Genomic DNA, 13764 nt, shown 5'->3' on the forward strand with positions numbered 1-13764 from the left:
GGTCAGGCTGCCTTCCGGTTATGCGCATCGGCCTCGGCCGCTTCCAGCGCTTCCAGGATCTTGCGCGGCGTCAGCGGCGTCTCCTTCAGCTCGACGCCGAAATCGCGCAGCGCGTCGTTGACGGCATTGAAGATGGCCGCCGGCGGCGCGATCGCCCCGCCCTCGCCCATGCCCTTGGCGCCGAACTCCGTATGCGGCGACGGCGTCTCGAAATGATGGATGCGGATCGACGGGATCTCGGTCGGCCCCGGCAGCATGTAGTCGGCCAGCGTCGATGCCAGCGGCTGGCCGTTGCCGTCGTAGTGCATGGCTTCGAACATCGCGGTGCCGATGCCCTGCGCCACGCCGCCGTAGGTCTGCCCTTCCACCACCATCGGGTTGATCATGGTGCCGCAGTCCTCCACCACGACGTAGTCGAGGATCCCGACATGGCCGGAATCAATATCGACTTCCACTGCCACGGCATGCGTGGCGTAGGTGAAGCTGCCGGTGTCGACGGCAGGCTTGAAGCCCATCGTCACTTCAAGACCTTGCGCGTCGACGTCCGGCGGCAGCAAATGCGGGTTGATGTACCAGGCGTTGGCGATGCGCGCGATATCGGCTGCGGTGCCCGCGTTCCCGGACGCCACGGCGCCATCACGGAACGCCACGGCATCCTGCGGCTGGCCGAGCATGTGCGCGCCGATCTTCAGCAGGCGGGGCAGCAGCGCCTTGCATGCGCGCGACACCGCACCGCCCGACATCACCAGCGAGCGCGACGCATATGTGCCCGTCGAGAATGGCGTCAGGCCGGTATCGCCGTGCACCACCTTGATCCGCGCGATATCGATGCCAAGGATCTCGTTGGCGATCTGCGCGAAGGTGGTCTCCATGCCCTGCCCGTGCGAATGCACGCCCACGCGCACCTCCAGCCCGCCGTCCGGCGTGATGCGTACCGTCGCCGAATCGAAGCCCGGGATCACCGGCGTGCCCCACGCGGCAAACACCGAGGTGCCGTGCGCCGATTGCTCGGTGTAGGTGCCAAAACCCACGCCGACATAGGTGCTGCCCTGCGGCCCCGCCTGCTTGCGCGCGCGGATCGCTGGCAGGCCGATCATTTCCATGGCCTTGCGCACGCTGGCCGGGTAATCGCCGCCGTCGAAATGCTTGTTGGTGACGTTGACATAAGGCATCGCTTCGGGCGGCACCAGGTTTTCGCAGCGCACCTCCCACGGTTCGCGTCCCACTTCGCGGGCGATGGCGTCGATCATCAGTTCCATCGCAAAGCAGACGCCGGTGCGCGCCACGCCGCGATAGGGCACGAAGCCCGGCTTGTTCGTCGCCACGCAAGTGGTCTCGCAACGGTAGCCGTCAAAGGCGTACGGTCCCGGCAGGTTGCCAATCGCCTGCCCGGGCTCCAGCCCGATGGTGAACGGCCACACCGAATAGGCGCCGCCATCGATCACGATCTTCGCATCGAGGGCCAGCAGGCGGCCGCGCGCATCGGCATACGCGGTCAGGTCGTAGTGATGCTCGCGCGAGTTCGCGCCGGCGGTCAGGTGCTCGCGCCGGTCCTCGATAAAGCGGAACGGGCGCTTGTACGTCAGCGCCAGCCACGCGACGCACAGCTCTTCCTGCTGCAGCACGCACTTGTAGCCGAAGGCGCCGCCCACGTCGGGCGAGATCACCCGCACGCGCTCCTGCTCCAGTCCCAGGCAATGCGCCAGGATCGTGCGGATCATGTGCGGCACCTGCGTCGCGCTATAGACCACCAACTGGTCGAACTGGTGGTCCCAGTAGGCCAGCACCGCCTTGCCTTCCATCGGCACCATGCACTGGCGCGCCAGGTCGATCTTGCGGCGCACCACGACCGTGGCCTCGTGCTGGCGCGCCTCGAAGTTCTTGTCGGCGGTCAGCGTCAGGAAGGTGTTGTCGCGCCAGTGCTCGTGCACGCGCACCTCGCCGGCGAGCTGGCGCGCCTGGGTCACGTCGGCCAGCGCGGGCAGTTCGTCGAACGACACGGCAACCTGCTCGGCAATGTCTTCGGCCTCGGCGCGCGTAGGTGCGAACGCCATCGCCACCGGCTCGCCGACGAAGCGCACCTTGCCGCTGGCCAGCGGTGGCTGCGCCGAGGGCTGGTAGGACGGAAAGGCCGAGTCGGCGACGATGTCGCTGGCCGCCGCCATGTCTTCACGCACGATCACCGCGGCGGCGTGATTGGACGGCTTGGTCACCGACAGCAGCCGGGCGTGCGCCACCGGGCTGCGCAGGAACGCCACTTCCTGCAGGTCCGGCATGGCGATATCCGCGACGAAGCGGCCCTTGCCGTGCAGGTGCCGCGCGTCCTCCTTGCGCGCCACGCGGGCGCCGACCCCCTGGCCGCGCGGGCTTTCCGGGTGATCCGGTTCCATCGACGATGTCATTGCCCTGTCCGTTCCGATGATAAGCGTGGTTTATTCAGCATACTGACCAAAATCCTATGGAAATGCGGGCGGCCCTGTCAATTGCGGCTTTACCGCATCCCGGCGGCCGCCCAGCGCCATTCAGGCGGCTATTCCCGCACGCCGATGGCGGCAAGCCCCTCGGCACGCGTGGCGACGGTTGCGTACTTCTGCGCCATGTCGAACAGGTTGGCCTCATGCGGCCCCAGCGCGCGGTCGCCCACGCAGTCGGACAGCACGAGCGGGCGGAAGCCGTACTGCATCGCATCGACCACGCTGGCGCGCACGCACCCGCTGGTCACGGCGCCGGCCACCACCAGCGTGCACACGCCGCGCTGCGTCAGCCACGCCGCCAGCGACGTGCCGAAGAACGCCGACGGCACAGTCTTGCGCACCACCAGTTCGCCCGGCTGCGGCGCCAGTTCCGCCACGATGGCGCTGTTGAAGGCACGCTCCTTCAGCGTCAGCATGTTCGGCACCTTCATCGAGAAGACGTTGTGGTCGGCACCATCGTCGGCATAGACGATGCGGCTGTGCGCGACCGGCCAGCCTTCGCGCCGCGCCACCGCGAGCAGCGGCACGGTGCTGGCGATGGCGTCGCGGATATTGCCGCCGCCGAAGACCGCCGGATCGGCAAAGCCATTGACGAAGTCCACGATCAGCAGCCCGAAGGGCCCATCCATCTCCAGCGCATTGCCGAAGCCCTGGCGCTGGTACGCGCCGATTTCCTTGTGCATCACGACTTGTCCTCCGGGTAGCGGAAACCGTCGGTCACCTTGCCCGCCGTCACCACGTCGACGCCGTCCAGGCGCACGGTGCAGCGCCGCACCGGGATGTCGATATGGCAGGCCGTGGTGCGATGGCCGCCGGCCTCGTTGTTCGGGCCGAGCGAGAACAGGAAGTTGCCCTCGAACGCGCGCGCATCCATGCCGATGGTGGCCTCGCGGTCGTAGAGGCCCAGCGTCGACCAGTGCGCGCGCGGCTGCAGCCCCCAGCCGATATGCGAGATCGCGTACGCTTCCGGGTCATTGAACGACGCCATGTACTCGCTCAGCAGCTCGGCATGGAGCCCGCCTTCGATGCGCGTCGCAAAGCCCGCTTCGACCGTCAGGCGGATCGGTTCGGTGACGTAGGTCTTCTGCGGCAGCAGGATGTCGCCTTTGTCCAGCACGATGGTGCCGTGGGCGGCGCCTTCGTTCGGCCAGGTGAGCGCGAAGCCGCTGGGCCAATGGTCCCAGCGTCCGGGCTCGTCGACAAAGCCGTACTCGCTGATGGCAGGGAATTCACCCAGCGGGCAGCGCAGGTCGGTGCCGGCGGGCGAGACGACGTGCATTTCCTGCGCGCTTGCCAGCCGCTGCGAGGCCGCCTTCACCCGTTCGCGATCGGCCTCGCAGGGCACCATGCGGGCCAGCACCTCGGGCGGCTCGACGGCCAGCAGGATTTTGGTGCCGCCCTGCAGGATCTCGTGCTGCTCGGGCGAGAACAGCAGCGTCATCAGGTCCAGCACCAGGTCGCTCGCCTTCAGCGCGGCGATGGCGGCCGGGTTGCCGGTCAAAGGCGTGGTGCCGAGGTAGGCGAGCGCATCGCGGCTCAGCGCCTTTTCGCCGTTGACGGGCGGCAAGTCAAGCCGGTTGACGATGGCGCCCATCGACTGCGTGGCGGTAAGCGCCGTGGACAGCGTCTGCGGGTAGGTGGCGGCGCTGGTCAGGATGGTGACGGTCTGTCCCGGCTCCAGCCGGGACAGCCGCAGCACCTTGCGCCAGGCCTCGATCATCTGGTGGTCACTTACCGGCATGTCGGCTCCTTGCTCGCTGATTGCGCCAGCGGCGCGCCGAGAAAATCATCTAGCGCCGCGTAAAAGCCCGCTTCGTCGTCCCACGGGATCATGTGGCCGGCATTGGCGACGTGGCTGACCAGCACGCCGGGCAGCAGGGTGCGGATTTCCGCGACGTCTTCGGGCCGCACCACGTCGCCACGGCCTGCGATCATCAACAGCGTGGGCACCCCGACCCGCGGCATGTCGGCGTGGATGTCGTCACGGTGGAAGTCCTCGAAGCTGCGCACCACCGCGTCTGCGTTGCAGGTGTGCAGCCATTCGGCGCGCAGGCGCAGTTGCGCGTCGGTCCAGGTCGGGCAGAAGCGGCGCATGCCTTCCAGATCGGTGCCTTCCCGGGACAGCCGGATCGAATCCACGTACCACGGCAGTTGCGCCGGATATGGGCGACGCCCGGGGCCCGAGACAGGCGGGTCGACCATCACCAGCCGCGCCAGCCCGTGCGGCTTTCCCGCCGCGGCACGCAGGCCGATCCGTGCGCCCATCGAATGGCCGACCACGCTGTAGCGTCGCAGGCCCAGCGCTTCGGCAAAGGCGACGACGTCGCGCGCCTGCGCATCGAGGCCATAGTCGAGCCCCGGCTCCGCCGACGACAGCCCGCGGCCGCGCACGTCGAGGATGTAGGTGTCAAAGCGCGTGCCGAACTGCTCGCCGACAAAGCCCCACGTGATCGCGGGGCTGGTGATCCCCGGCACGATAACGACCGCGTCGCGCTCGGCACGCCCGCCCTCATTGCCGCCGTAGCGCAGGTAATGCTGGCGGATGCCATTGGCATGAACCTGGCCTCCGTACTGGAAGGTACTCATGGCCGCTCCTCAGTATGCGCCGGACAGCAGCGCACCCGCGCCCGGCACGACCGGCTCGAGGTCGAGCGCACGCAGCATCGCGTAGGTGGTGGCAATGGCGGCGGTCAGCACCGGCTTGCCGGTCATCGCCTCGACCTTCGCCACGGCCGGCAGCGACGGCATCTGCACGCAGGCAGACAGCACGATCACGTCGGCATCCCGCGCGTTCATCTGCGCGACGATGCCCGGCAGCCGCGCGGGATCGTGCCGGGCGACTTCCAGGTTGTCGGGGATTTCCAGCGCGCGATAGTCCACGACTTCATAACCCTCGTTGCGGATGTAGTCCACGACCAGTTCGGTCAGCGGCTTCATGTAGGGCGCGACCACCGCAATGCGCTTCGCGCCCATCACCTTCAGCGCATCCACCAGCGCGCCGGCACTGGTGATGACTGGCGCGACGCCGCCGTTCGCGGTGGTATGTGCCTTCAGTCGCTGTTCGGATTGCCGGTGGTAGCCACGGCCCATCGCCATGATCGCGACCAGGCAGGCGTAGCCGAGCACGTCAACGCGGGCATCGCTCAGTTCCACCGCGCAGCGGTCGGATTCGGCATCCATTGCCGCCAGTTCTTCCTTGACCACCTTCTTCATCCGCATGCGGCTTGAATGGAAGGTGAAGCGTTCCGGGCGGATCTGCTGGCGCGCCATCAGCATGGCGGGGATTTCGGTTTCCATCGTCGTGTTCGAGCTGGGGACGATCTGGCCGATACGAAAGACTTTTTGCATGGGGTTTCCAGGTTGTGCGATCAGAGCTTGAGCAGGCGTTGCGCGTTGCCGTGGCAGACCAGTGCGCGCGTGGTGCCGTCGAGCGGCGCGCTGTCGATGAACCGCGCAGCCACTTCGGTGGATTCATAGGGATAGTCGACCGAGAACATCACCGCCTCGGGTCCCAGTTCGGCGATGGCGCCCATCAGCGCGCCGTGCGAGCACACACCCGAGGTGGTGATGACGATATTGCGGCCGATGTACTCGGACGGCGCGCGCTCCAGCTTGACGCCGTGTGAATAGACCGCGAAGCGGCTGTCGAAACGCCAGCGCTGGTAAGGCAGGCCCTCGCCCATATGGCCGAGGATCAGCTTGAGGCGCGGGAACCGGTCGAACACGCCGCTGAACAACAGCCGCAGCGCGTGCGAGGCGGTTTCCACACCCCACCCCCACGCGGCCCCGGCCAGCTCCGGATGGCCGGCGAGCACTTGCGGCGACACGAAGGCATCGGTCGGATGCAGGTACATCGGCACGTCCAGCGCCTGCATGCGTTCCCAGAACGCGTCATACGCCGGGTCGTCGTAATAGCGGCCATGCGTATGGCCGTTCACCAGCGAGCCCTTGAAGCCGAGCTGCAGCACGGCGCGCTCCAGCTCGGCCGCTGCCTGTCCGGGATCCTGCATCGGCAGCGCGGCAAAGCCGGCATAGCGCGTCGGATGGCGGGCGATCTGCGCCGCCAGGAAGTCATTGCTTTCGCGCGCCCGTGCCAGCGCCAGTCCGGTATCGGCTTCGCCCTGCACGCCGGGTCCGGTTTGCGACAGCACGGTGATGTCGATGCCGCACCGGTCCATCTCGGCAAGCCGCTCCTCGTCGAAATCGGCAAGGCGGCGGCCAAGCCCGGCGAACACCGCCGGATCGATATGCTGTGTGAACCCTTTGGAATAAGCCTGGAAGCCGGGGGTCATGAAATGCTCTTCCAGGGCGATCTTCTTCACGTTGGTCATGCTGGTGGGGGCTCCTGATGAGTGGAATCGCTGCGTGCCGAGCTTGTCCCGCGTGCGCAAACGCGTTGCTTCGTTAATTGCTCAGTACACTGATTAGTTTCGGATTCTAGTCAGCGGATTTTCAAAAGTCCAGACGCCGCGCGGAGGGTTAACACCTATAACGATGGCCGGGGGCGCTCAGTACACTGATTCCAGATGCTCAGTATGCTGACAATATGAAATAGCCATTTAATTCGGGCTTTCCGGCGCCTTCGCTAGACACCACGCGGCGCCGGTGTTGGCCCGCATTTTGCTCAGCATACTGCGTATCTCATCAGCATACTGACTGATGCACCGGCAGGATGCGGCGCTGCACATTGGCGGGTCATGGATGACCCTCACCACCGGCGCCGGCACCTCCGGGAAGCAAACAAACAATAGAGACAACGGCCTGACCAAGGAGCCCCCGCCATGACGATCAGCCTGACCCGCGCCAAAACACGCGCCGAAACGCGCGCCCCCGCCTCCGGCATGACCGCCGAAGAACGCAAGGTCATCCTTGCCTCATCCTTCGGCGCCCTGATGGAGTGGTACGACTTTTACATCTACGCGGCGCTGGCGGTGTACTTCGGCGCACTGTTCTTTCCGCCGGGCAATGAAACGGCCGCCTTCCTGGCCAGCCTGGCCACCTTCGGCGCCGGCTTCCTGATCCGGCCGGTGGGGGCGCTGCTGTTCGGCCGCCTGGGCGACCTGATCGGCCGCAAGTACACCTTCCTGGTCACCATCCTGCTGATGGGCGTGGCCACGGTGGGCGTGGGCGTGCTGCCGACGTACGGGCAGATCGGCATCACTGCCACGGTGCTGCTGGTACTGCTGCGCTTGCTGCAGGGCCTGGCGCTTGGCGGGGAAGTGGGCGGAGCGGTCACCTACGTCGCCGAGCACTCGCCAACAAGCAAGCGGGGCCTCTACACCAGCTCGCTGCAGACCACCGCCACGCTGGGGCTGCTGTCCTCGCTTTTCGTGGTCTACCTGCTCAAGACCTTCCTGACCGAGGCGGAGTTCCGCACATGGGGCTGGCGTATCCCGTTTATCGTGTCGCTGGTGATGCTGGTGATCTCGGTCTATATCCGCGGCAAGCTGCATGAATCGCCTGTGTTCGCGCGCATGAAGGCGGGCAACGCCACCTCGAAGTCACCGATCCGCGAAAGTTTCACACAGTGGCAGAACCTGAAGTCGGTGCTGCTGCTGTTCGTGGTAGCCGCCGGGCTCGGCGCGATCTTCGGCACCGGCCACTTCTACAGCATGTTCTTCCTCAACAAGACGCTGCACGTGCCCATCGAAACCGTGCACAAGCTGATCGCGATCGCACTGGTGGTGGCCACGCCCTGCTACCTGTTCTTCGGCTGGCTGTCGGACCGCATCGGCCGCAAGTACATCATGATGGCGGCATGCCTGCTGGCTGCGCTGTGCACCCAGCCGGTGTTCAAGGGACTGACTCACTACGCCAATCCGGCGCTGGAGCAGTTCCAGCGGCAAGGCACGGTGCAGGTGACCGCCGGCGACTGCAAGGCGCGCCTGTTCGGCGAGCCGGTGTCGGCCTGCGACAAGATCCGCGGCTACCTGACCGACCTGGGCGTGGGCTACACCTTCGTGCCTGCCAGCGATCCGGCACAGGCGGAAGTGCGGATCGGCGAGCGCACGCTGCAGGGCTTCGACCGCGCCGGCATCAAGGGCGCGCTGATCGAGGCCGGCTGGCCGGAGCGCGCCGATCCCGCCAGCATGAATACGCCGATGGTGTTCATGCTGCTGCTGGTGCCGATCCTGTTCCTGGCCATGGTCTATGGTCCGATGGCCGCCTTCATGGTCGAGCTGTTCCCGGCCAGGGTGCGCTACACCTCGCTGTCGCTGCCCTTCCACCTTGGTGCGGGCTGGGTCGGCGGCATGCTGTCGTTCGTGGTCACGGCGATGAACGTGTCCAGCGGCGACGTGTACTTTGGCCTGTGGTATCCGGTGGTCATCGCCGGACTCGCCTTCGTCATCGGCATGGTGTTCGTGCCGGAGACGCGAGGCCGTGACCTGTCCACCTGAGCTGCTTCCCGGCGCAATTGCAGGGCGGAGAAATCCGCCCTTTTCATCGGCACATATTCAGCATGCTGACTTGTTTCCCGAGCGAGCACGGCGATGGCGCCCGCGTCGGGCGAATGCAGCCGTCGCCAACTTCCATCCCTTCGCGCAGACAACCTGGAGCCCCCATGTCCACCTCTCGCATCCTCCGCACCCTTGCCGCGTCATCCGCCCTGCTCGGCCTGGCGCAGGCCACGCCCGCCCTGGCCGACGCCAGCGGCGTGAAGATCGGCGTCATCACCGATATGTCCGGCTCCTATGCCGACCTGTCCGGCAAGGGCTCGGTCGTCGCCGCCCAGATGGCCGTCGAGGAGTTCGGCGGCAAGGCGCTGGGCAAGCCCGTCACGGTGCTGTCCGCCGATCACCAGAACAAGGCCGATATCGCCTCGTCGCTGGCGCGTCGATGGTTCGATACCGACGGCGTCGACATGGTGATCGACTTCCCCAACTCATCGACGGCGCTGGCGGTGCAGGAAGTCGCGCGCCAGAAGCAGAAGATCGACATCGTCTCCACCGGCGGCGCCATGGCGCTGACCAACCAGAACTGCTCGCCCACGGGGTTCCACTGGGCCTGGGACACTTACTCGGTGTCGTATCCGCTGGTCCGGCGCCTGATCGACCAGGGCCGCAACAGCTGGTACTACATCACGGTGGACTACGCCTTTGGCCAGTCGCTGGAAGCCGATTTCCGCAAGGCGGTGGATGCCGGCGGCGGCAAGAACGTGGGCAGCACGCGCCATCCGCTCAATGCCAGCGACTTCAGCAGCCCGGTGGTCGCGGCCTCGGCGTCCAGGGCCAAGGTAGTGGTGCTGGCCAATGCCGGCAATGACATGATCAACGGCGTCAAGGCCGCCGGCGAGTTCGGCCTGATCAAGGCGGGCCAGACGGTCATCACGCCGTCCACCTTCATCACCGATATCAAGAGCCTGGGCCTGCCCGCCGCGCAGGGCCTGACCTATGTCGATCCGTTCAGGCTCGACCTCGACGCGAAGTCGAAGGACTTCGTCGAGCGCTACTACAAGCGCCACAAGGCGTATCCCACGCACGGCCAGATCGGCGTCTATTCCGGCGTGCTGCACTACCTGAAGGCCGTGGAAGCCGCCAAGACCGTCGAGGGCCCCGCGGTAGCGGACAAGATGCGCGCGCTGCCCGTCAACGACGCCTTCGTGCGCAATGGCAAGGTCCGGATCGATGGCCGCATGGTGCACGACATGTACCTGGCCCAGGCCAAGACGCCGGCGGAATCGAAAGGCCCGTGGGACCTGGTCAAGTACATCGGCACGATCCCCGGCGACGAGGCCTTCCGCCCCCTCTCCGCCAGCGAATGCACGCTGGTCAAGAAGTGAGCGCGCCAATGCCTGAGCAAGACGTGATCCTGCGCACGCAGGGGCTGACCAAGGCGTTCAAGGGCTTTACCGCCGTCAGCCATGTCAGCCTGTCGGTGCGGCGGGGCTCGATCCATGCGCTGATCGGGCCCAATGGCGCCGGGAAGACCACCTGCTTCAACCTGCTGACCAAGTTCCACGCTCCCTCGTCGGGCTCCATCCATTTCAACGGTGCCGACATCACCGCGCTGCGCCCGGCGCAGATCGCCCGCATGGGCGTGATCCGTTCGTTCCAGATTTCCGCGGTGTTCCCGCAGCTGACCGTGCTGGAGAACGTGCGCATCGCGCTGCAGCGCAAGCTGGGCACGTCGTGGCATTTCTGGCGCGGCAGGCGCTCGCTGTCGCAGCTGGATGCGCGCGCCATGGAGCTGCTGGACGACGTGGGCCTGGCCGGCTTCGCGCACCTGGGCACGGCCGAACTGGCCTATGGCCGCAAGCGCGCGCTGGAGCTGGCCACCACGCTTGCCACGGATCCCGAGCTGATGCTGCTGGACGAGCCCACGCAGGGCATGGGCCATGAGGACGTCGAGACGGTGACCGCGCTGATCAAGCGCGTGTCGGCGGGACGGACCGTGCTGATGGTGGAGCACAACATGAGCGTGGTGTCGTCGATCGTCGATCGCATCACGGTGCTGCAGCGCGGCGCCGTGCTGGCCGAGGGCACGTATGACGAGATCTCGCGCAATCCGCAGGTGAAGGAAGCCTATATGGGAACCACGGAAGACCAGCAGGAGGCCGCATGACCGCAACCGCCACCCCAGCCCTGGAACTGCGGGGCCTGCATGCCTGGTATGGCGAATCGCACATCCTGCACGGCGTCGACCTGTCGGTCCAGCCGGGCGAAGTGGTGACGCTGCTGGGCCGCAACGGCGCGGGACGCACCACCACGCTGCGCGCCATCATGGGCCTGGCCGGCACGCGCAAGGGGTCGGTACGCGTATTCGGCAAGGAAACTATCGGCATGAAGACGCACCGCATCGCGCCGCTGGGGCTGGGGTATTGCCCGGAGGAGCGCGCCATCTTCGCCAGCCTGTCGTGCGAAGAGAACCTGATGCTGCCGCCGGCTTTCGAGGCAGGGCCGGGCGCGACGGGGCTGCGCGAGCCCATGTCCGTTGCAGAGATCTACGAAATGTTCCCCAACCTGCATGAGCGGCGCAAGAGCCAGGGCACGCGCATGTCGGGCGGCGAGCAGCAGATGCTGGCGGTGGCGCGCATCCTGCGCACCGGCGCCAGCGTACTGCTGCTCGACGAGATCTCCGAAGGGCTGGCGCCGGTGATCGTGCAGAAGCTGGCGAAGATGATCGCCACGCTGCGCCGCCGCGGCTACACCATCGTCATGGTGGAGCAGAACTTCCGCTTCGCGGCACCTCTGGCGGACCGCTTCTTCGTGATGGAGCACGGCCGCATCGTCGAGGCCTTCGGTGCCGGAGAACTGGAACGGAAGATGCCCGCGCTCAATGCCCTGCTGGGCGTGTAAGGAGACCTTGTCATGGAATTGTTTGGAGTGCCCCTGCCCGCGCTGCTGAGCCAGCTGCTGCTGGGGCTGGTCAACGGATCGTTCTACGCGATCCTGAGCCTGGGGCTGGCAGTGATCTTCGGCCTGCTCAACGTCATCAACTTCGCGCATGGCGCGTTGTTCATGCTCGGCGCTGTGCTGGCCTGGATGGGACTGAACTACCTCGGCATCAACTACTGGGTGATGCTGCTGCTGGCGCCGCTGGTGGCCGGCGCGCTCGGCGTGGTTCTGGAGCGCACCATGCTGCGCCACCTGTACCGCTTCGACCACCTGTATGGGCTGCTGCTGACGCTAGGCATCTGCCTGCTGATCGAAGGCTTGCTGCGCTCGGTCTACGGAGTTTCCGGCCTGCCCTACCCTACGCCGCAAGCGCTGACCGGTGTCAGCCAGCTCGGTTTCATGGTGCTGCCCAACTACCGTGCCTGGGTCGTGGTGGCTTCGCTGGCAGTGTGCTTTGCCACCTGGTACATGATCGAGAAGACCCGGCTGGGCGCGTACCTGCGCGCCGGCACCGAGAATCCGCGCATGGTCGAGGCCTTTGGCGTCAACGTGCCGCTGCTGGTGACGCTGACCTATGCCTTCGGCGGGGGCCTGGCGGCGCTCGCCGGCGTGCTCGCCGCCCCGGTGATGCAGGTGTCGCCGCTGATGGGGCAGAACCTGATCATCACGGTGTTCGCGGTGGTGGTGATCGGCGGCATGGGCTCGATCCTCGGCTCGATCTTTACCGGCCTGGGGCTGGGTGTGTTCGAAGGCATTACCAAGGTCTACTACCCCGAAGCTTCCGCGACCGTTGTCTTCGTCGCCATGGTCTGCGTGCTGCTGGTGCGGCCGGCCGGTTTGTTTGGAAAGGAGAAATGATGGCAAGCCCCACTTACGCAACGCGGCCGCTGCTCGCGTACGGACTGGTGCTGGCAGCACTGCTGCTCGCGCCCTGGCTGGGCGCCTACCCGGTGCTGGTGATGAAGCTGCTGTGCTTCGCGCTGTTCGCCTGCGCCTTCAACCTGCTGCTGGGCTATACCGGGCTGGTGTCGTTCGGCCATGCCGCCTTCTTCGGCGGCGCGGCCTACGCCTGCGGCTACGCGATGAAGTCGCTGCAGCTCACGCCGGAACTGGCGCTGCTGGGCGGCACCGCCTTCGGCGCCCTGCTGGGGCTCGTGTTCGGCGCGCTGGCGATCCGCCGCCAGGGCATCTACTTCGCCATGATCACGCTGGCGCTGGCGCAGATGTTCTACTTCTTCTGCCTGCAGGCACCGGTCACCGGCGGCGAAGACGGCATGCAGGCGGTGCCGCGCGGCGAGCTGTTCGGCGTGTTGCCGCTGGCGTCCGACCACACCATGTACTACGTCGTGCTGGCGATCACCGTGGCTGCCTTCCTCGGGATCATGCGCATCGTCAACTCGCCCTTCGGGCAGATCCTGCGGGCGATCAAGGAGAACGAGCCGCGCGCGGTCTCGCTGGGCTATGACGCGGACCGGTTCAAGCTGCTGGCGTTCGTGCTGTCCTCGGCGCTGGCGGGGCTGGCGGGGGCGCTCAAGACGCTGGTGCTGGGCTTCGCCACGCTGACCGATGTCCACTGGATGATGTCGGGCTCCGTGATCCTGATGACCCTGGTCGGCGGCATGGGCACCCTGTCCGGCCCGCTGGTCGGCGCGCTGGTCATCGTCGCGCTGGAGAACAAGCTGGGGGATGCGGGCAACGCGCTGGCGGCGATGACCGGGATCGGCTGGTTCGATACGTTGGGCGAGTCGGTGAGCATGGTGACAGGGCTGATCTTTGTGGTCTGTGTGCTGACATTCCGCCGCGGCATCATGGGCGAGATCCTGGCGCGGTCGCAGGCACGTCCGACGCTGCAGCACAATGCCGCGGCTACGCCAGGGACGGCACGCACCAGCCAGGGTTAACGAGGATATTTCGCGCCCAAAACATCAGTACACTGATCTCATATATTCAGCATA

General features: G+C 66.4%; 12 protein-coding genes. 6 read left to right on the forward strand and 6 right to left on the reverse strand.

The annotated features are described in order from the left end of the window. Nucleotides 1-2: 2 nt before the first annotated feature. The 6 genes from AC5WJ1_RS19215 to AC5WJ1_RS19240 form a co-directional block, all read right to left on the reverse strand. Nucleotides 3-2402, reverse strand: a complete 2400-nt coding sequence (locus AC5WJ1_RS19215) for a xanthine dehydrogenase family protein molybdopterin-binding subunit (protein ID WP_494476896.1) — start codon at nt 2400-2402, stop codon at nt 3-5. A gap of 128 nt (nt 2403-2530) precedes the next feature. Then, the gene (locus AC5WJ1_RS19220; RefSeq protein ID WP_494476897.1) at nt 2531-3157 is read right to left on the reverse strand and encodes an N-carbamoylsarcosine amidohydrolase; all 627 of its coding nucleotides are present in this window, start codon (nt 3155-3157) and stop codon (nt 2531-2533) included. Beyond that, nucleotides 3157-4215, reverse strand: a complete 1059-nt coding sequence (locus AC5WJ1_RS19225; RefSeq protein WP_135703698.1) for a 2,5-dihydroxypyridine 5,6-dioxygenase NicX family protein — start codon at nt 4213-4215, stop codon at nt 3157-3159. Before AC5WJ1_RS19225 ends, AC5WJ1_RS19220 begins: the two co-directional genes overlap by 1 nt. Then, nucleotides 4206-5060 carry an alpha/beta fold hydrolase gene (locus AC5WJ1_RS19230; RefSeq protein ID WP_494476898.1) on the reverse strand — a complete coding sequence of 285 codons (855 nt, stop codon included), beginning with the start codon at nt 5058-5060 and terminating at the stop codon, nt 4206-4208. The genes AC5WJ1_RS19225 and AC5WJ1_RS19230 overlap by 10 nt, the downstream gene beginning before the upstream one ends. 9 nt (nt 5061-5069) lie before the next feature. Beyond that, on the reverse strand, nt 5070-5822 hold the full coding sequence (locus AC5WJ1_RS19235; protein WP_494476899.1) for a maleate cis-trans isomerase family protein: 753 nt from the start codon (nt 5820-5822) through the stop codon (nt 5070-5072). A 20-nt stretch (nt 5823-5842) separates the two neighbouring features. Then, nucleotides 5843-6805: an amidohydrolase family protein gene (locus tag AC5WJ1_RS19240; protein ID WP_135703695.1), complete on the reverse strand. Its 963-nt coding sequence runs from the start codon at nt 6803-6805 to the stop codon at nt 5843-5845. 450 nt (nt 6806-7255) lie between these two features. On the opposite strand from AC5WJ1_RS19240, the gene AC5WJ1_RS19245 reads away from it, so the two are divergent. From AC5WJ1_RS19245 to AC5WJ1_RS19270, 6 genes are all read left to right on the forward strand, one after another. Next, nucleotides 7256-8872 carry an MFS transporter gene (locus tag AC5WJ1_RS19245; RefSeq protein WP_494476900.1) on the forward strand — a complete coding sequence of 539 codons (1617 nt, stop codon included), beginning with the start codon at nt 7256-7258 and terminating at the stop codon, nt 8870-8872. Between the two features lie 164 nt (nt 8873-9036). Continuing rightward, a complete protein-coding gene (locus AC5WJ1_RS19250) occupies nt 9037-10254 on the forward strand; it encodes an ABC transporter substrate-binding protein (protein WP_494476901.1) in 1218 nt (405 codons plus the stop codon). Between the two features lie 8 nt (nt 10255-10262). Further along, the gene (locus AC5WJ1_RS19255; RefSeq protein ID WP_494476902.1) at nt 10263-11036 is read left to right on the forward strand and encodes an ABC transporter ATP-binding protein; all 774 of its coding nucleotides are present in this window, start codon (nt 10263-10265) and stop codon (nt 11034-11036) included. Beyond that, nucleotides 11033-11770 carry an ABC transporter ATP-binding protein gene (locus AC5WJ1_RS19260; RefSeq protein WP_133095363.1) on the forward strand — a complete coding sequence of 246 codons (738 nt, stop codon included), beginning with the start codon at nt 11033-11035 and terminating at the stop codon, nt 11768-11770. The genes AC5WJ1_RS19255 and AC5WJ1_RS19260 overlap by 4 nt, the downstream gene beginning before the upstream one ends. Before the next feature lie 12 nt (nt 11771-11782). Beyond that, entirely contained in the window at nt 11783-12667 is an 885-nt protein-coding gene (locus AC5WJ1_RS19265) for a branched-chain amino acid ABC transporter permease (RefSeq protein WP_494476903.1), read from the forward strand. Next, nucleotides 12667-13710, forward strand: coding sequence for a branched-chain amino acid ABC transporter permease (locus AC5WJ1_RS19270; RefSeq protein WP_135704016.1), 1044 nt, complete (start codon nt 12667-12669; stop codon nt 13708-13710). Before AC5WJ1_RS19265 ends, AC5WJ1_RS19270 begins: the two co-directional genes overlap by 1 nt. Nucleotides 13711-13764 lie beyond the last annotated feature (54 nt).

Source organism: Cupriavidus sp. MEYA8, assembly GCF_059278825.1.